Below are 17117 nucleotides of genomic sequence, written 5' to 3'. Positions count from 1 at the left end.
CAAACTGTGGCGGCTCCGGGCCGGCGTCAGTAGCCGGATGAACCCTGTTCACCCTTGACGATGGCGATGCCGGAACTGGCACCAATACGTGTTGCACCTGCAGCAATCATAGCCTGCGCATCGGCCAGGGAACGTACGCCGCCGGACGCCTTGACGCCGAGATCGGGGCCGACGGTGCGGCGCATCAGGGCGATGTCCTCGGCCGTGGCACCCCCGCCGTTGAACCCCGTGGACGTCTTGACGAAGTCCGCCCCGGCTTCAACGGACGCCTGGCAGGCAAGAACCTTCTGGTCATCGCTGAGCAATGCGGTTTCGATGATGACCTTCAGGATGGCCCCGCCCGCGTGAACCGCGTCCGCGACGGCGGAGATATCGTCCACCAGCGCACCCTTGTCACCGGCGCGGGCGGCCGCGATGTTGATGACCATGTCGATTTCGTCCGCACCGTCCAGCACTGCGCCGCGGGCTTCAAAAGCCTTCACGTCGCTGGGCGTGGCACCCATGGGAAAACCGATCACCGAGCACGTCAGTACACCGGACCCTTTGAGCGCGGTTTTGACCGTCTTGACCCAGACGGGATTCACACAGACCGACTTGAAGTGGTACTCGGCAGCCTCGGCACACACTTTGAGGATCTTCGCTTCGCTGGCCTCGGGCTTGAGGAGCGTGTGGTCGATATAGGAAGCGATGTTGCCCGACGCTGAGACCGTACCGGCTCCAGTCTGGTCGGCAGGAGTGGCTGCGTTGCTCATGATGGTCCTTTCCATGTGGCCTTGTGGGCCGCCGGAGCCACACGCTGCGTGGCTGTTCAGGTGACCATCTTGTCACAGCGGGTGTCGCGGCGGGCGGACGCTTACGCGGCCGCAGGCACGCGCTCCGCCACACCCGTGGTCACGCCTTCCACAACGCGGGCTGCCAGGCTTTCCGCCGCTGATGTAGCCGTCATCAGCTGCGCGGCGCAGGCTCCGGCGGCAGAAGCCGCGGCGACCAGCAGTCCCAGCCGGACGCCGTCGAACGCTGCGGCGTCACCAATCGCCCAGATGCCGGAGACCGATGTCCTGAAGTCCTTGCTGATGGCGATTCCGCCGTTGGGGGCAGTGGCGAGTCCGGCGCTGGCGGCGAGTCCGTCGCGGGCAACCCGCTCTTCGGCCAGGACAACCAGGTCGCCGTTCATGCTGCTGCCGTCCTCGAAGACAACCCCGGAGGCGGTCAGGCCTGAGCCGTGGATGGAGTGCACCACGGCGGCCGGCCGGACCGTTGTGCGGATGGGCCTGACGCCGCGGGACCGCAGCACTGCTTCGGCCTGGCCCGCTGCCGCGCCGGTTCCCACAAGGATTCCCAGTGGCCGCCGGCCCAGTTCCCGCGTCACTTCCTTGACGGCGTCGCCGATCCGGGCGGCGTCGTCGATCGTGGAGTAGCTCAGGCAGCGGCCGGCGCCCGCCACGGGGGACGCGACGGGCGCTGATCCGGTGGCGATGACCAGTTCGTCGTAGCCCAGTTCCATGCCGTCGGCGGTGGTGACGGAGCGGTTCTCCGCGTCGATGAAGCTCGCTGGCTGGCCGAAGCGGACGGATACCTGTGGCAGCTCTGCGAGCTCCAGGAGTTCGGCGGGAGCGTCGTCCCGGTTGCTGAGGACGGTGACGGTGCCGCGGAAGCGTGCACCGTCCAGCTGGCGGACCAGCGCCTGTGCGGCGGGCCCTGCCCCGGCGATGACGATGCGCGGAGCCGGGGAAACTGAGGTGGACGGTGCCGGAGCGGACATGTGCTGGCCCTTTCGCTGGCGGCCGCTGGAGCGGCCGGGACTTCGTGATGAATCCCAGCGTAGGCGGCGGGCTTTTCAGGCGTGTTTCCCCGCTGTTGCTGGGAGAACACCCTTTGTTCGCCAGCGTTTACCGGCCGGTAACAAAACCCGTGACGTACCTCTCCCTGCGCTCCGGACTGACACAAAGGCGGCCGGAGCGCGTCCCTAGACGCGGATCCGGTAACCCCTCTTGACCACCGTCTCCACCAGGCGGCCGTCCGGCAGTGATGACCGCAGGCGGCTGACAGTCATGTCCAGGGCGTGGACCGAGCCCTTCAGCTCGAGCAGCTCCGACAGCGATTCCCGGGAAAGCACGGCCCCACCGGCCCCCAGGAGGGCACGCAGCAGCAGCAGCGGCGCAGGGGCCAGCTCAACCTGCGCTCCGTCGACCCGCAGGCTGCGGCCGCGCAGCTCAAGGTTGCCGGACGCGGTGTCCAGCCGCCGGACGTGGTTCAGGGCGAGGTGCTCGCACACCAGCCGGATGAGGGCGCCCATCCGGAACCGTTCCGGAACGAGCGGCGAGATACCGGCGTCGAGCAGGGGCTGGGCCGTGACGGGCCCCACCACTGCCGTGGTGACGTTGATCTTGAGGCTTTCGATGAGTTGCTTGTAGACGCCCATTTCGTGGGCTGTACTCCACATGGCGTCGACGGCGGGGGCGCTGGTGAAGGTGAGCACGTCCAGGTTGCCGCTGCACACAGCCTCGATGAGGCGCGGAAGCCGGTCTTCGCCGTCGGGCTTTACCCAGCGGTAGGGGGTGACCGTCAGGACTGTGGCGCCGGACATCCGCAGGCGTTCCAGCTGCCGGACGTCCGTGTAGCCGTGCAGCTGCACGGCCACGGTCTTGCCGCGCACGCCTTCGGCGAGCAGCATATCCACCAGCGTTGCGGTGGTTTCGTCGCTGCTGATTCCGACGTCGGCGAGTCCGGCCGCGCGGACGGCGCCGCGGGCTTTGGGGCCCCGGACGAACATCCGGCAGGCCCCGAGGGTTTCCAGCAGCTGCTCACCGATCCCAAAGGAATCAGCAGCTTCGCACCAGCGGCGCATGCCGTACGCCGTGGTGGCGATGCACAGGTCCGGGCGTGCGTCGATGATGGCCTTGGTGTCCTCGATGAGGCGGATGTCCTCCTGCACCGGGGCGATCTTGAGGGCCGGCGCGTGCAGTACTTCCGCGCCGCGGCGTTCCAGGGCCTCGATGAGGTCCCGGGAGCGACGGTGCGAGGTGACTCCGATGCGGAAGCCCTCCAGCGGGGAGTCCGCAGCCTCCGGCCCGGAGGTCTCTTCAAGCTGGGCAGGTTCAGCGGGTGCCAGTGCGGTCATGGGGGTCAATCCTTTCATGAACCGAGCAGCGAGGCCGCCAGCCGGTCGAGGTCGGCGGCGGCCTCAGCATGCCCGCGGTTGGCTTCCGCCACGCGAACCACCTCGCCGATGACCAGCACAGCGGGATTGCTGCACCCTGCAGCGGCGGAGGTGATGGTGCCCAGGTCCGCGATGGTGGTGCGCTGGCCGGGGCGGTAACCGCGTTCGACGACGGCCATGGGCATATCGGAGCGCATACCGGCTTTGCGGAGCCCGGCCGCGAGCTGGTGCAGGGTGCCGATGCCCATCAGGACCACAATGGTGCCGCCCAGTCCGACCAGGTGCGTGTGTTCCTTTTCGGTCAGCGGCGCGTGGCCGGAGACCACGGTGAACATGTGGCTGACCTCGCGGTGCGTGACGGGGATGCCGGCGGCCGCCGGCACGGAGATCGCGCTGGTGACGCCGGAGATGACACGGACTGGCACACCCGCCGCCACGCAGGAGGCAACTTCCTCGCCGCCACGGCCGAAGACGTAGGGGTCGCCGCCCTTGAGGCGGACCACGTTGTTGCCGGCGAGGGCACTTTCGACCATGAGCTTTTCGATGTCGGCCTGGCCCACCTTGTGGTGGCCGGGCTTCTTGCCCACATCCACCAGTTCGGCGGAGGTCAGGTCCGGCAGGTCCTGGCAGGGAGCCAGCCGGTCGAAGAACACCACGTCCGCATCGCGGAGGGCCTTCACGGCGGCGACGGTCAGCAGCTCGGTGGTGCCGGGTCCGCCGCCCACCAGGGTGACGTGGCCGACCGGTCCGGCGGCCGGCTCGGCCGCCACCGGGATGCCGGTGGCGGCGCAGCGCTCGAGCAGGGACTCCCAGCCGGGCTGGCCGTCGTCGACCGCCGCGACCAGGAACGGACGCTCGGGGAGCGGGCCGTCATGCGCTGCACCCGCAGGGGTGCTGAGGCGGTAGACGACGGCGCCCGCGGCCTCGTAGCGGCGGACCGCCTGGCGGGCGGCGTGGTCGGATCCGGTGACCAGGACTTCGCGGCCGGTGAGATCAATGCTGAGCTGCATGGCTATACCTCGTTCTCGGCGCGGGGCCGCATGGGGATGGAGGCGCCGATCAGGACCTTGCCTTTTTCCTCCGCAGTGGCAGGGCGCATCTGGCCACGCTCGTCGGAAACGAAGGTGATGGAGTCATCCTTCTGGTCAGGCGCGTTGACGAAGGAACGGAACCGGCGCAGACGCTCGGGGTCCTTCAGGGTGTCCGCCCATTCGTCCACGTAGGTGTCAACGTGCTTGGCCATGGCGGCTTCGAGCTCCTCGGCGATGCCCAGGGTGTCCTTGACCACCACGTCCTCGACGTGCTTGATGCCGCCGTCGAGCTCTTCCTGCCAGCGCGCGGTGCGCTGCAGGCGGTCCGCCGTGCGGATGTAGTACATGAAGTAGCGGTCGATGTACTTGAGCAGGGTTTCGTCGTCGAGGTCCTTGGCCAGCAGCTGGGCGTGGGCCGGGGTGGCGCCGCCGTTACCGCCGACGTACAGGTTCCAGCCGTCGGCCGTGGCGATAACGCCCACGTCCTTGCCGCGGGCCTCGGCGCATTCGCGGGCGCAGCCGGAGACGCCCATCTTGAGCTTGTGCGGGCTGCGGAGGCCGCGGTACCGGAGTTCGAGCTGGATGGCCATGGACACCGAGTCCTGGACACCGAAGCGGCACCAGGTGGAACCAACACAGGACTTCACGGTGCGCAGGCTCTTGCCGTACGCCTGGCCGGATTCGAAGCCGGCGTCCACCAGTTCCTTCCAGATTTCCGGCAGCTCTTCCAGCCGGGCGCCGAACATGTCGATCCGCTGGCCGCCGGTGATCTTGGTGTACAGGTTGTACTTCTCGGCCACGGCAGCGATGACGCCGAGCTTCTTGGGGGTGATTTCGCCGCCGGCGATGCGGGGGACCACCGAGTAGGTGCCGTCCTTCTGCATGTTGGCGAGGGCGCGGTCGTTGGTGTCCTGCAGGGTGCCGCGGCCGGCGTCCAGGACGTAGGCGCTGTTCTGGCTGGCCAGGATGTTGGCGATGGTGGGCTTGCAGATGTCGCAGCCGGCGCCGGTGCCGTACTTGGCCATGATCTCCTCGAAGGAGGTCAGTTCCAGGACGCGGATGGCGTCGAAGAGTTCCTGGCGGGACAGTTCGATGTGCTCGCAGAGTGCCTTGGAGACCTCGACGCCGGACTTGGTGAGTTCGGTTTCCAGCAGCTTCTTGAGCATCGGGACGCAGGATCCGCAGCTGGTCCCGGCGCGGGTGCAGCCCTTGAGCTCGCCGAGCTCCTGGACGGGGGCGTTGCCGTCGCAGGCACCGCACCCGTTGACGGTGTCGCGGATGGTTCCGGCGGAGACGTTGTTGCAGGAGCACAGGATGGCGTCGTCCGGGAGCTCGGTGTCCGGGGCTTCACCGCCGCCCGCTGCCGTGAGGTACGCGCCGGGCTCGGCGCTGAGTTCGCGGCCCAGGAGCGGGCGGAGGCTGGTGTAGGGGCTGGCGTCGCCCACGAAGATGCCGCCCAGGAGGGTCTTGGCATCGTCGGTGGTGACGATCTTCTGGTAGACGCCGCGGGCGGGGTCGGCGTAAACGATTTCGAGCGAGTGCTCGGTCTTGGCGAATCCGTCACCGAAGCTGGCTACGTCCACGCCGGAGAGCTTGAGCTTGGTGGCGGTGTCGAAGCCGGGGAAGGTGGCCTCGCCTCCGTGCAGGCGGTCGGCCACGATCTCTGCCATGGTGTTGGCGGGGGCCACCAGGCCCAGGCACATGCCTCCGAAGTTGGCCACTTCACCGATGGCCCAGATGCCGGGTACCTCGGTGGCGCAGGAGTCGTCGATGACCACACCGCCACGCTGGCCCAGGCTGAACACCTGTTCGTCGCCCTCGGCGGCGCGGAAGAGTTCGTCGCGGGGCCGGACGCCGATGGCGACGATCACCATGTCTGCGTCGATGATGCGGCCGTCCGCCATGAGGACACCGGTGACCTGGCCCTCGTCGTCGGAGAGGACTTCGGAGGGGAAGACGCCGCCGTGGACTTCGAATCCCTTGGCCTTGATGAGCCGGCCCATTGCCTGGCCCGCTCCTTCATCCAGCTGCGTGGCCATCAGCCACTGCGAACCGTCGATGACGATCGGCGTGGCGCCGAGCTGCTCCGTGCCGGCGGCCGATTCGAGTCCGAGGAGCCCGCCACCGATGGTGACGGCATTGACCTTGCGGCCGAGCTTTTCCGTGAGCTCGGTGATGGACTTGTTAATGGCCCAGACGTCTTCGAGCGTGCGGTAGACGTGGGTGAGCTCGTTGCCGGGGATGGGCAGGCGGGCGGCATTCGAGCCGGTTGCGACCACCAGGTCGTCGTATTCGAAGGTGTTGCCGGCGGCGGTCTCCACCGTCTTGGCTTCGGCGTTGATCTTCACCACGCGCTCGCCGGTCTTCAGCTCCAGGGAAGCGTGGTCCCACATCGACGCGGATCCCAGCGTCAGGTCGACACCGGTGTCCGTGAGGGCCTTGGAGAGCGCTACCCGGTCATAGGGCAGGTGGGCTTCCTCCGTGAGGACCGTGACGTGCCAGCCTTCGAGGCCACGGGAATGCATGGCATCGGCGAAGCGGTGGGCGGCGGGGCCGCCACCGGCGACGACGATGCGGCGCGTGTTCTCTGTGCTTGAAGTCTGTTCGGTCACTGTGGGCCTTTCGCATGGGCCGCAGACGGAATTCCGCGACCTTCTCTGACGAGGTATGCATTCAGACTAGGTAGTCGCAGTTTCGCTTCAGTTTCCCTTTTGTTTCGTAGGCTTAACTTCTGCATCACGAACGCGTTTCCGATCGGGTGAGGTCTCTTTTACGCGCCGGACACATTCACTGCACGCCTTTGAAACACCCGTTGCCTAAATTGTTTGGTACGGCCATAAAGGTGGCCAATCAAGCACGGGGAGAGGAGCCGGACATGACGGCAACACTGGAACTTGGGGCGCTCGCCGCCGACACCGCGACGTGGCACCGGGTCTGCGCCGTAGACGAGCTTGAGCTTGCCTGGGGCGAAGCAGCCCTCATTGAAGGCCGCCAGGTGGCACTCTTCCGGACCGGCCCCAGTGAGGTTTTTGCCGTGGCCCACGAAGATCCAGCCACCGGCGCCCACGTGATGGCCCGCGGCATTCTGGGTTCACGCGGCACACGCCCCACCATCGCTTCGCCGCTGCACAAAGAGGTCTACGACCTGGAAACCGGCGAATGCTTCGGAACCGCCACCGTGCGCCTGGAAACGTTCAGCACCCGCATTTCCGACGGCTTCATCGAAGTCGCGGTCTAACGACCCGTCAGAGCCCGATGGCCTCGCGGACATCGTCGACCACATTGTCCAGGGCAGTCCGGGCTGCCTGCCGGGCCTCCGGCAGCTCGGCCGCTGACTCAACTGGAAGGATGACTTCCAGGTAGCACTTGAGTTTGGGCTCGGTGCCGCTGGGCCGGATGATGACCCGGGTCTCGTCCCGGGTCAGATACAGCAGGCCATCGGTGGGCGGCAAGTGCTCGCTCCCTTCGGCCAGGTCCACAAAAGTTTCAACAGCGGACGAACCGAACGAATCGGGCGGGCTCACCCGGAGCCGGTTCATCATGGCGTCCAGCAGGCCCAGATCCGCCACCCGGATGCTCAGCTGGTCGCTGGCGTGCAGCCCGTGCTGAAGGTAAAGCTCGTCCAGGGTGTCGAAGATGGTTTTCCCGACCGCCTTGGCGGCGGCAGCCATCTCCGCGATGAGGACAGCGGCGGAGATCCCGTCCTTGTCCCGGACCAGTCCAGGTGCCACGCAATAGCCCAGGGCTTCCTCGTAGCCGTAGACCAGCCCGGGCACCCGGGAAATCCACTTGAACCCGGTCAGCGTTTCCTCATGCGCGTAGCCTGCCGCGGCAGCGATGCGGGAGAGCAGGCGCGAGGACACAATCGAATTGGCGAAGACGCCGGCCCCGTCACCACCGCCTGCTTCAACCGTACTGCCGGACGCTTCGTCAGCGCCAGCCGCCAGCCGGGCCACAATGTGTGCCCCCAGCAGCGCGCCCACTTCGTCGCCGCGCAGCATGCGCCACGCGCCGGTGTCCGGATCTTTCGCCGCCACTGCAGCGCGGTCCGCATCCGGATCGTTGGCCAGGACAATATCGGCGTCGACGCGGGCGGCGGTCTCCAGGGCCAGGTCCAGGGCGCCTGGTTCCTCCGGATTGGGAAAGTTCACCGTGGGAAAGTCGGGATCCGGCTCCGCCTGTTCGGCCACCAGGGTCACATCGGCAAAGCCGGCAGCATTCAGCACCGCCACGGCAGTCTCGCCGCCGACACCGTGCATGGGCGTCAGGACAATCCGCAGATCACGGGACGGGAAGCGGGCCGCATCGGCGAGTGCCGCCGTCGCGCGTTCATAATCCGCAGCCACCGACGAGTCCAGGACAGTCCAGCCGTCCGCCGCAAGGGTGATGGATTCCAGTGCGCCCACGGCATCGATCCGCGCGGCGATCCTGGCGTCGTAGGGCGCCACGATCTGCGCACCGCGGCCGCTGTCCTCCACGGCATGGCGGCCCAGGTACACCTTGTAGCCGTTGTCCTGCGGGGGATTGTGGCTGGCCGTCACCATCGCACCGCCGTCGCAATCGAGGGCCCGCACAGCGAAAGCGAGCAGCGGGGTGGGCAGCGCAGACGGCATCAGAAACGTTTCGATCCCGGCGGCCGTAAAGATGGCCGCTGTTTCCTCGGCGAAGATGTCGGAGTTATAGCGGGCGTCATAGCCGACGACGGCGCGTGGCCGGGTCCCGGGGGCGGCTTCACCCACCGCCTCAACCAGGAAGTCGGCGAGGCCGGTGGCGGCACGGCGCACCACCACGCGGTTCATCCGGTTCGGCCCGGCGCCGAGGGCGGCGCGGAGGCCTGCGGTGCCGAACTGCAGGGTGCCGCTGAAGCTGTCGGCCAGCTCCTGTGACGCTGCGGGGGAGCCCTCCTCCGCGAGTTGCAGCAGCTCGGTGAGCTCTGCGGCTGTGGCGGGATCCGGATCTTTGGCCGCCCATTCGCGGGCTTGGCTGAACAAGGAAGCGGCATCGGAGGACGTCATGCGGTCAACGCTATCGTCATTGGTTCAGGAACTGTGCCTGAACACTCGCCTGTGACAGCGGAAAGCAGCGAAATCCTTGCAGGAAATTTTCTGGACAAGTAATGTCGCGAATATGAAACTGGGGCAGGGCGTTGAATGGGGGCTGCATAGCTGCGTCAACATGTCCTGGACCGCGCCGGGGGAGGCTGTCAGCAGTGCACGGCTGGCAGAGTTCTACAAGCTTCCCGCCGCGTACCTGAACAAACAGCTCCAAGCGCTGGTGCGGGCCGGGATCCTGACCTCGGTATCCGGCCCGCGGGGCGGATTCTCGCTGGCCAGGCGTCCGGAGCGGATTTCCGTCCTTGACGTGGTCCTGGCCATCGAAGGAAATGACCATGCCTTCCGGTGCGAAGGCATCGCCAAGGACGCCCCGGGCGGGAGCATGGACGCCGACTACGCGCGCACCTGCCTTATTTCGCAGACCATGCGCCACGCCGAAGTCACCTGGCGGACTGAGCTGTCCCGGCAGAGCATTGCCGGGATCGCCCAGTCCATCGAGCGCCGGTTTCCCGAGGCCCGGGAGTCCACCGTCCTGCAGCTCGTCGGTCCGCGAACCTGACCAGCCCTACAGCAACGGGGGGTCACTAGACGCCCATGGGAAAGCCTCCATTGGGCGCTTAGTGACCCCGCGTTGTCCTAAAGCTTGGCTATGATCCCAGCCAGCAGTTTGGAAATCCGCGGTCCGGCGGCCTGGCCGGACCCGATGACTTCCTGGTGGCTGAGAGGCATGGCACTGATGCCGGCTGCGAGGTTGGTGACCAGCGAAATTCCGAACACTTCCATGCCTGCGTGCCGGCCGGCGATCGCTTCCAATGCGGTGGACATGCCCACCAGGTCCGCGCCGATCCGCTTGGCGTACTGGACTTCGGCCGGCGTTTCGTAATGCGGTCCGCTGAACTGGGCATAGACGCCTTCCTCCAGCGAGGAGTCCACTTCACGGGCGAGGGCACGGATGCGCGAGCTGTACAGATCCGTCAGATCAACGAACGTTGCGCCTTCAAGCGGGGACGTGGCGGTGAGGTTGATGTGATCTTTGATGAGCACCGGGGTGCCGGGCGTCCAGCTTTCGTTCAGCCCTCCGCAGCCGTTGGTGAGGACCAGTGTCTTGCAGCCGGCAGCGGCCGCGGTGCGGATGCCGTGGACCACGGCGCGGACGCCTTTGCCCTCGTAGTAGTGCGTCCGTGCACCCAGGACCAGCGCGCGTTTGCCCTCTTTGGTAAGGACCGAGCGGATGGTGCCCACATGTCCTTCCACGGCCGGGGCGTGGAAGCCCGGGACAGTGTCGGCGGTCAGGGTGGCCGTGGTCTCGCCGATGAGGTCGGCGGCTTCAGCCCAGCCTGAGCCCAGGACGAGCGCGACGTCGTGATTGTCCACCCCGGTCTCCTGCGCGATGTACTCAGCGGCGGAGCGCGCGGCGGCGAAAGGGTCCGTGTTCTGGAAGTCTGTATTACTCACTGGTACAAGTTATCGTGCCGGTGCCGCTGTGCACAGTGGCAACAGCGTCGCGCCGGGCCGCAGACGGCACCGTGACGGGCCACTCTTTTATTGGTGGTCCCTGCGCAGATGCGCGAGAATGGTTGATTGTGACTACGCACCCTGATTTCAGCTCCCCCCGGATCGCAATCCTCGGAGGTGGCCCCGGCGGCTACGAAGCCGCTATGGTCGCTGCCTCGCTGGGAGCGCAGGTCACCATCATCGAACGCGCGGGCATGGGCGGCTCGGCCGTGCTGACCGACGTCGTGCCTTCCAAGACCCTGATCGCGACGGCGGATCTGATGACCCGCGTCGGTGAGGCGGGCGAGCTGGGAGTGAAGTTCGACGTCGACGGTGGCGACTTTGTGCCGGCGATGCGCGCCGACCTCAAACACATTAACGACCGCCTGCTGGGCCTTGCCCGCCAACAGTCCACCGACATCTCCACTGGGCTGGAGCACCAGAACGTACGCATCCTGCTGGGTTCGGGCAAGCTCCTGGACAACCACACCATCGAGGTCCTGACCGCTGACGGCACCGAAATCGTGGAAGCGGACACCATTCTGCTGGCCGTCGGCGCGCACCCCCGCGAGCTGCCCACCGCGCGGCCGGACGGGGAACGCATCCTGAACTGGGCGCAGATCTACAACCTTGACGAGCTTCCCGAGGAACTGATTGTGGTGGGTTCCGGTGTGACCGGTGCCGAGTTCGCCTCCGCCTACAACGGCCTGGGCTCCAAAGTCACCCTGATCTCCAGCCGCGACCGGGTGCTCCCCGGTTCGGACACCGACGCCGCGGAGGTGCTGGAGGAAGTCTTCGAGCGCCGCGGTGTGCGCGTCCTGTCCCGCGCCCGTGCCGAAACCGTCGAGCGGACCGACGACGGCGTGGTGGTCACCCTCGGTGACGGATCGAAAGTCACCGGCAGCCACTGCCTGGTCTGCGTGGGTTCCATCCCGAACACCGCCGGCATAGGCCTTGAAGAGGCCGGCGTGGCCCTCACCGAGAGCGGCCATATAAAGGTCGACGGCGTCTCCCGCACCACGGCGCCGAACATCTACGCCGCGGGCGACTGCACCGGCGTGCTGGCTTTGGCCTCGGTGGCCGCAATGCAGGGCCGGATCGCGATCGCCCATTTCCTGGGCGACAGCGTTATGCCGCTCAAGCTTCACCAGGTGGCGTCCAACATCTTCACCTCACCCGAGATCGCGAATGTGGGGGTCTCCGAGGCCGAGATCCAGTCCGGCAAATACCAGGGCGACATCGTCAAACTCTCGCTCAAGAGCAATGCCCGCGCCAAAATGCGCAACCACAAGGACGGCTTCGTCAAGATCTTCGCGCGTAAGGGCTCCGGCACCGTGATTGGCGGTGTTGTGGTGGGGCCGAACGCTTCCGAGCTGATCTTCGCCATTTCCCTTGCAGTCACCCAGAAGCTCCACGTCGACGACGTCGCCAACACCTTTACCGTCTACCCGTCGCTGAGCGGGTCCATCTCCGAAGCGGCCCGGCGCCTGCACGTCCACATGTAGCAGGTCCCGCTGGTGGTCGAGCCCCGGTGGTTGAGCTTGTCGAAACCCGAGGGACTCGGCAGTCTCTATCGCTGGCATTCTCCGGTAGCGTGGCCGCATGACTACAGCACTGGAGCGGCCACGCCGCGGAAAAATCATCGGCGGCGTATGCGCCGCCCTTTCAGCCCGATTCGGGATCCCTAAGTTCCTGGTCAGGCTCGGCTTTGTGATCTTTGGCTTGGTGGGGATAGGCGAGCTGGTCTACATCGCGCTGTGGATCATGATTCCGAAGGCTCCGGCCTAAAGACCGCCCGGATTCCCGGCCTCGACGCCTAGGCCAGGGCGTAGGGCGGCACGGTGCTGCCGGAAGTAAAGGGGGTGAACCAGCCCTCGATACGCTGCTTCCCGGCGTCTATTTCCGGGATGTCGGGGCTGTCCGAGTAGAGGGCTGGACTCTCCGCCTCCTCCAACAGGACTTCCTCGACCTGAGCACGCCAGTCTTTCGGGAGGTCGAGTTCATAGATGTCCTCGGTGATTTCCGCCTGATCGAGCAGGCAGTGGACGGCGAGCTCTGCTGCGAGGCATCCGGGGGCTGTCCAGCCGCGGACCAGCGATGCCGTCACATCGGAAGCGACCACGAGGAACTTCCGGGTAAACGTCGCGTCGTAGCTGGTGGCGAACTGAGGCGGCAGCGAGGACAGCACAGCGGAACCGGCGACGTCGGACGAAGTGACGGCATCCAGTGCGGTCATGGTCCCGAGATCGCGGAAGAGCTGGTCCACAAGCAGGCCCGACGAGTTCCACAGAAGGCCTGCCAGCAGGAGTGTCTGGCTCACAGCGGTTTTCCGGTCTTCCGGCGAGACAGCCGCCATTTCGTCCAGGTCTTCCGGCTCGAACTGCAGCCTCTGTTCCGGCGTCAAGTCATCCGGGTGCGGATCAAGGCCCAAGAGTTCCAGGCTCAGTCCGGTCAGCTTCCCGGCGTCGGCCAGCAGTTCTTCGGTGATGTCGTCTTCTTCGTCGGCATTCATGGCCCCGATGCTACCTGCCATCCGTTCCGGGTCCGATTCCGTGACGCGCACACGTCCGGGCTTCCTGGCTTCAGGACAAGTCAGGCGGCGGGAGCCGCCTGGAAGTGTTTTTCGATGAGCCCCTTGATGTCCTCGTGGCAGCCGCCGCAGCCGGTGCCGGCGCGGGTCGCCTTGGACACCTCGGCCACGGTGGAGCAGCCATCCGCCACGGCACCCTGGATCTTGGTGCCGCTGACTCCGGCGCAGCGGCACACGGTTCCTTCCGGATCGGCGGGACCGGACGCGGCCAGCTGGTCCGGGCCATCGAGCCGGAGCAGCAGTGACCTGTCGGCCGGCAGTTCGGCACCGCGTTCGAACAGTCCCACGAGCTCGGCGGCGGTCCGCGGCATACCCACGGCCACCAGGCCTTCCAGCACTCCACCGCGGGTGGTCATCTTCACGTAGCGGCCGTGTTCGGGATCGGCCCACTGGGCGATCTGAAGGCGCTGCCGGCCGTTCACGGCGCCGGCGGTGAGAACGTCTTCATCCCACGGTTCGGCACCGTTGTCGCCGGCCACAGCCATGTTCATTCCACGTGCCTTCAGCACAATCACGCCGGCCTGTTCCTGGGGCAGCTCCTGCAGCGCGTCGGCCTCTTCCTGCGTGCCGTTAGCCAGCAGCGTCAGGTATTCGGCCAGCCATTCGGCCTGCCGCCATCCGGGTCCCACCAGACCGGACGGGCCTTTGGCGGTGCGGCACTCGTTGCAGGCCGGATCCGGGCAACGGACCTCGGCGCAGTCGCCGATCGCGAAGATGTGCGGCTCGTGGTGGGCACGGAGCCGGTGGTCCACCAGGATGCCAGCACCAACGGACAGGCCGCAGCCTTCGGCCAGCTCGGTCCGGGGACGGACGCCGCAGGAGAGGACCAGGAGGTCGCCGTCGATCGCCGAACCGTCATTGAGCAGCAGTGCCGAGAATCCGCCGTCGGGCGCGTTGTGCTCCACCCCGGTGGACCGGGCGTTGCCGGCCATCCGCACGCCGCACCGGCGCAGGCTGGCCGCGAGGACCGCGCCGCCGCCCCGGTCGATGTTGCGTCCCAGCGGGTGCGGCCCGTTGTGCACCACCGTAACCGTGGCGCCTTCCTCGGCAGCCGCGAGGGCTGTCTCGAGGCCCAGGACGCCGCCGCCCAGCACCACAACTCGCTTGCCGCCGTCGACCGCTGCGCGCAAAACCGAAGCGTCGCGGAGATCCCGGAGCGCGGTGACGCCCGCAGGGAGGACGGGGGAAGCCGGATCCGGGTTGATGCCGGTCAGGTTGGGGATGACGGGCCGGGAACCCGTGGCGAAGACCAACCGCTCATAGTGGGCGGAGGTCCCGTCTGTAAGGATCACCTGCTGTCGGGCCCGGTCCACGCGGCGGACCCGCACGCCGAGCCGGACGTCCACACCGTCGGCGGCCAGGGCTGCGGCGTCGGAGAGGGCCAGGGCATCGGCGGTGGTGCGTCCGACGCCGAGGTCGGCCACCAGTACACGGTTGTACGCGGCCTCGGCTTCTTCGCCCACGACTGTGAGGCTGACGTGCCCGTCGCGGACCGCGGGCAGCAGTTCATCGATCAGGCGGGCAGCCACGGGGCCGAAACCAACAATGACAATCTGCTCACTCATGAGGCCTCCGATGTCTGAAGAACACTGTTCTGAAGTCCGGTTGCGACCGCCCGGACCCACACCTTGTTGAACTTGAATTCGGGCATCCCGGAGATGGGATCCGTTGCCGCCTCGGTGAGGCGGTTGGCGCTTTCGAGTTCCGGGAAATGGAACGGCAGGAAGATTGTCTCGGGCCGGATCGCGGTGCTGAGTTCCGCCCTGCAGAACACCTCGCCGCGTTCATTGGCCACCGAGACAAAGGCGCCTTCGGTGATGCCCATGGCGGCCGCCGCGGCGGGGTGGATCTGCATTTTCGCTTCGGGCTGGGTGGCCAGCAGCTCGGACACCCGCCGGGTCTGCGTCCCGGACTGGTAGTGCTCCAGGAGGCGGCCGGTGATGAGGGTCATGGTTTTCGCGCCCGGGTCCGGGTTGGGGGCCGGCGTACGACGACGCCGGGGCGTCACCGGGGTCATGACCGCCTTGCCGCCGGAGTGGGCAAACGTGTCCAGGAACAGCCGGGGCGTGCCGGTGCTCCCCACGGGGTACGGCCAGTAGGCGGCTTCGCCGCGGTCCAGCATCGCGTAGTCGATGCCGGAGTAGTCGGCGTGCCCGCCGGCGGAGGCCAGCCGCAGTTCCTCAAAGACTGTTTCCGGATCTTCGCTGTACGTGGACGGGGCCTCGAGCGCTTCTGCCAGCCGGGCCATGATCCACAGTTCGCTGCGTGCGCCGGCCGGCGGCTGCAGGGCCTGGCGGCGGCGGAGGACGCGCCCCTCGAGGTTGGTGAGCGTGCCCTCCTCCTCGGCCCACTGCAGGACCGGGAGGATGAGGTCGGCTTCGGCGGCGGTCTCGGACATAAAGAAGTCGCAGACCACCAGGAAGTCCAGGCTGCGGAGCCCGGCGATGACGGCGTTTGCATCGGGGGAGGCCACCGCGATGTTGGAGGCGTGCACAAAAAGGCACCGGACGCCGTCGGGCTGTCCCAGCGACTTCAGCAACTGGACGGCGGGCAATCCCGGCCCAGGAATGGTTTCCTCCGGGACGCCCCAGACGCCGGCCATGTGGGCGCGGGCGGCGGGGTCGGTGATCTTCCGGTAGCCGGGGAGCTGGTCGGCCTTCTGGCCGTGCTCGCGGCCGCCCTGGCCGTTGCCCTGGCCGGTGAGGGTGCCGTAGCCGCTGCGCCGTGAGCCGGGCAGGCCCAGGAGGAGGCTGAGGTTGATCGCGGCGGTGGCGGTGTCCGTGCCGTCCACGTGCTGCTCCACGCCGCGTCCGGTAAGGATGTAGCTGCCGCCCTTGCCCGCACCGTCGGCGAGCCTGCGGGCGGTTTCCCGGATGAGCTCCGCCGGGACGCCGGTGAGGGACTGGACGCGTTCGGGCCAGAACGAGTTGACGCTGCGGACCACGGCCTCGTAGCCGGTGGTGCGTGCCGCGATGAAGTCGTCATCTGCCAGGCCTTCGTGGATGATCACGTGCGAGAGGCCCAGCAGGAGGGTGAGGTCGGTGCCCGGCAGGGGCTGGAGGTGAAGGCCGCCGCCGTCGGATGTGAACTTTGCCGTGGCTGAACGGCGCGGATCCACCACGATCAGCCCGCCGGCGTCGCGGGCTCCCTGGAGGTGCTGCACAAACGGCGGCATGGTTTCTGCCACGTTGGAGCCGAGCATCATGATGGTGCTGGCCGAGTCCAGGTCTGCCAGCGGAAACGGGAGGCCGCGGTCCAGGCCGAAGGCGCGCATCCCGGCGGCCGCGGCGGAGGACATACAGAAGCGGCCGTTGTAGTCGATGCGTGAGGTGCCCAGGGCCAGGCGGGCGAACTTGCCCAGCATGTAGGCCTTCTCGTTGGTGAGGCCACCGCCGCCGAAAACCCCGACGGCGTCCTTCCCGTAGCGTGCCTGTGTGTCCTTCACGGCGGTGGTGACCAGCGCCAGGGCCTGGTCCCAGCCGATGGGGCGATGGACGCCGTCGGCGCCCTTGAGCAGGGGTTCGGTGACCCGTCCGGGGTGGTTGAGGAGCGTGGCTGAGGTCCAGCCCTTGCGGCAGAGGCCGCCCCGGTTGGTGGGGAAGTCCCGGCCGCTCACTTCGAGGAGGGGGGCCTTCAGGGTGGCGTCCGCAGCGGCCAGCGCTGCGGATTCAGCCGGCACGGGTACTGACCCCGGCTTGGAAGCCGGGGTCAGTACCGCTGGTGACGTGAGCGTCATGGCGCACTGCAGGGCGCAGTAAGGGCAGTGCGTGTCGGCGCTTTTGGTCATG

The 17117-nt window shown here is 67.3% G+C and carries 14 protein-coding genes; 4 read left to right on the top strand and 10 right to left on the bottom strand.

Annotated elements, in window-relative coordinates:
* Positions 1 to 26: 26 nt before the first annotated feature.
* From deoC to nirB, 5 genes are all read right to left on the bottom strand, one after another.
* Complete coding sequence (gene deoC, locus NG697_RS04715; RefSeq protein WP_252601082.1) at positions 27 to 752, bottom strand: deoxyribose-phosphate aldolase; 726 nt, start codon at positions 750 to 752, stop codon at positions 27 to 29.
* A gap of 101 nt (positions 753 to 853) precedes the next feature.
* The gene (locus NG697_RS04710; RefSeq protein ID WP_252601085.1) at positions 854 to 1762 is read right to left on the bottom strand and encodes an FAD-dependent oxidoreductase; all 909 of its coding nucleotides are present in this window, start codon (positions 1760 to 1762) and stop codon (positions 854 to 856) included.
* A gap of 204 nt (positions 1763 to 1966) precedes the next feature.
* Positions 1967 to 3121: a uroporphyrinogen-III synthase gene (locus NG697_RS04705; RefSeq protein WP_252601088.1), complete on the bottom strand. Its 1155-nt coding sequence runs from the start codon at positions 3119 to 3121 to the stop codon at positions 1967 to 1969.
* Positions 3122 to 3135: 14 nt separating this feature from the next.
* The gene (gene cobA, locus NG697_RS04700) at positions 3136 to 4170 is read right to left on the bottom strand and encodes a uroporphyrinogen-III C-methyltransferase (RefSeq protein WP_252601091.1); all 1035 of its coding nucleotides are present in this window, start codon (positions 4168 to 4170) and stop codon (positions 3136 to 3138) included.
* Between the two features lie 2 nt (positions 4171 to 4172).
* The gene (gene nirB, locus NG697_RS04695; protein ID WP_252601094.1) at positions 4173 to 6803 is read right to left on the bottom strand and encodes a nitrite reductase large subunit NirB; all 2631 of its coding nucleotides are present in this window, start codon (positions 6801 to 6803) and stop codon (positions 4173 to 4175) included.
* 263 nt (positions 6804 to 7066) lie between these two features.
* Between nirB and nirD the strand changes: the two genes are divergently transcribed.
* Positions 7067 to 7429: a nitrite reductase small subunit NirD gene (gene nirD, locus NG697_RS04690; RefSeq protein WP_252601097.1), complete on the top strand. Its 363-nt coding sequence runs from the start codon at positions 7067 to 7069 to the stop codon at positions 7427 to 7429.
* Positions 7430 to 7436: 7 nt separating this feature from the next.
* Here nirD and NG697_RS04685 read toward each other — a convergent pair whose 3' ends face one another.
* A complete protein-coding gene (locus tag NG697_RS04685) occupies positions 7437 to 9206 on the bottom strand; it encodes a phospho-sugar mutase (RefSeq protein WP_252607838.1) in 1770 nt (589 codons plus the stop codon).
* Positions 9207 to 9318: 112 nt separating this feature from the next.
* Between NG697_RS04685 and NG697_RS04680 the strand changes: the two genes are divergently transcribed.
* Entirely contained in the window at positions 9319 to 9804 is a 486-nt protein-coding gene (locus NG697_RS04680) for an RrF2 family transcriptional regulator (protein WP_252601102.1), read from the top strand.
* A 77-nt stretch (positions 9805 to 9881) separates the two neighbouring features.
* On the opposite strand, the gene NG697_RS04675 is transcribed toward NG697_RS04680, so the two are convergent.
* Positions 9882 to 10700 (bottom strand): purine-nucleoside phosphorylase, encoded by an 819-nt coding sequence (locus tag NG697_RS04675; protein WP_252607839.1) that lies wholly within the window; start codon positions 10698 to 10700, stop codon positions 9882 to 9884.
* Between the two features lie 128 nt (positions 10701 to 10828).
* On the opposite strand from NG697_RS04675, the gene NG697_RS04670 reads away from it, so the two are divergent.
* A complete protein-coding gene (locus tag NG697_RS04670; RefSeq protein WP_252601108.1) occupies positions 10829 to 12244 on the top strand; it encodes an NAD(P)H-quinone dehydrogenase in 1416 nt (471 codons plus the stop codon).
* 97 nt (positions 12245 to 12341) lie between these two features.
* The gene (locus NG697_RS04665) at positions 12342 to 12527 is read left to right on the top strand and encodes a PspC domain-containing protein (protein WP_056348113.1); all 186 of its coding nucleotides are present in this window, start codon (positions 12342 to 12344) and stop codon (positions 12525 to 12527) included.
* A 28-nt stretch (positions 12528 to 12555) separates the two neighbouring features.
* On the opposite strand, the gene NG697_RS04660 is transcribed toward NG697_RS04665, so the two are convergent.
* The 3 genes from NG697_RS04660 to NG697_RS04650 form a co-directional block, all read right to left on the bottom strand.
* Positions 12556 to 13251 (bottom strand): hypothetical protein, encoded by a 696-nt coding sequence (locus tag NG697_RS04660; RefSeq protein ID WP_252607840.1) that lies wholly within the window; start codon positions 13249 to 13251, stop codon positions 12556 to 12558.
* A gap of 80 nt (positions 13252 to 13331) precedes the next feature.
* Positions 13332 to 14894: an FAD-dependent oxidoreductase gene (locus NG697_RS04655; protein ID WP_252607841.1), complete on the bottom strand. Its 1563-nt coding sequence runs from the start codon at positions 14892 to 14894 to the stop codon at positions 13332 to 13334.
* A complete protein-coding gene (locus tag NG697_RS04650; protein ID WP_252613701.1) occupies positions 14891 to 17116 on the bottom strand; it encodes a molybdopterin oxidoreductase family protein in 2226 nt (741 codons plus the stop codon). The genes NG697_RS04655 and NG697_RS04650 overlap by 4 nt, the downstream gene beginning before the upstream one ends.
* Position 17117: the final 1 nt, after the last annotated feature.

Source organism: Pseudarthrobacter raffinosi (assembly GCF_023913835.1).
In the GTDB taxonomy this organism is placed as follows: domain Bacteria; phylum Actinomycetota; class Actinomycetes; order Actinomycetales; family Micrococcaceae; genus Arthrobacter; species Arthrobacter raffinosi.
This window is presented reverse-complemented; position numbering and strand designations above follow the sequence as displayed.

Bases quoted from the DNA above. Each gene is read 5' to 3' on its own strand.
- deoC (WP_252601082.1), bottom strand. From the start codon at position 752: ATGAGCAACGCAGCCACTCCTGCCGACCAGACTGGAGCCGGTACGGTC.
- NG697_RS04710 (WP_252601085.1), bottom strand. From the start codon at position 1,762: ATGTCCGCTCCGGCACCGTCCACCTCAGTTTCCCCGGCTCCGCGCATC.
- NG697_RS04705 (WP_252601088.1), bottom strand. From the start codon at position 3,121: ATGACCGCACTGGCACCCGCTGAACCTGCCCAGCTTGAAGAGACCTCC.
- cobA (WP_252601091.1), bottom strand. From the start codon at position 4,170: ATGCAGCTCAGCATTGATCTCACCGGCCGCGAAGTCCTGGTCACCGGA.
- nirD (WP_252601097.1), top strand. From the start codon at position 7,067: ATGACGGCAACACTGGAACTTGGGGCGCTCGCCGCCGACACCGCGACG.
- NG697_RS04685 (WP_252607838.1), bottom strand. From the start codon at position 9,206: ATGACGTCCTCCGATGCCGCTTCCTTGTTCAGCCAAGCCCGCGAATGG.
- NG697_RS04680 (WP_252601102.1), top strand. From the start codon at position 9,319: ATGAAACTGGGGCAGGGCGTTGAATGGGGGCTGCATAGCTGCGTCAAC.
- NG697_RS04665 (WP_056348113.1), top strand. From the start codon at position 12,342: ATGACTACAGCACTGGAGCGGCCACGCCGCGGAAAAATCATCGGCGGC.
- NG697_RS04660 (WP_252607840.1), bottom strand. From the start codon at position 13,251: ATGAATGCCGACGAAGAAGACGACATCACCGAAGAACTGCTGGCCGAC.
- NG697_RS04655 (WP_252607841.1), bottom strand. From the start codon at position 14,894: ATGAGTGAGCAGATTGTCATTGTTGGTTTCGGCCCCGTGGCTGCCCGC.
- NG697_RS04650 (WP_252613701.1), bottom strand. From the start codon at position 17,116: ATGACCAAAAGCGCCGACACGCACTGCCCTTACTGCGCCCTGCAGTGC.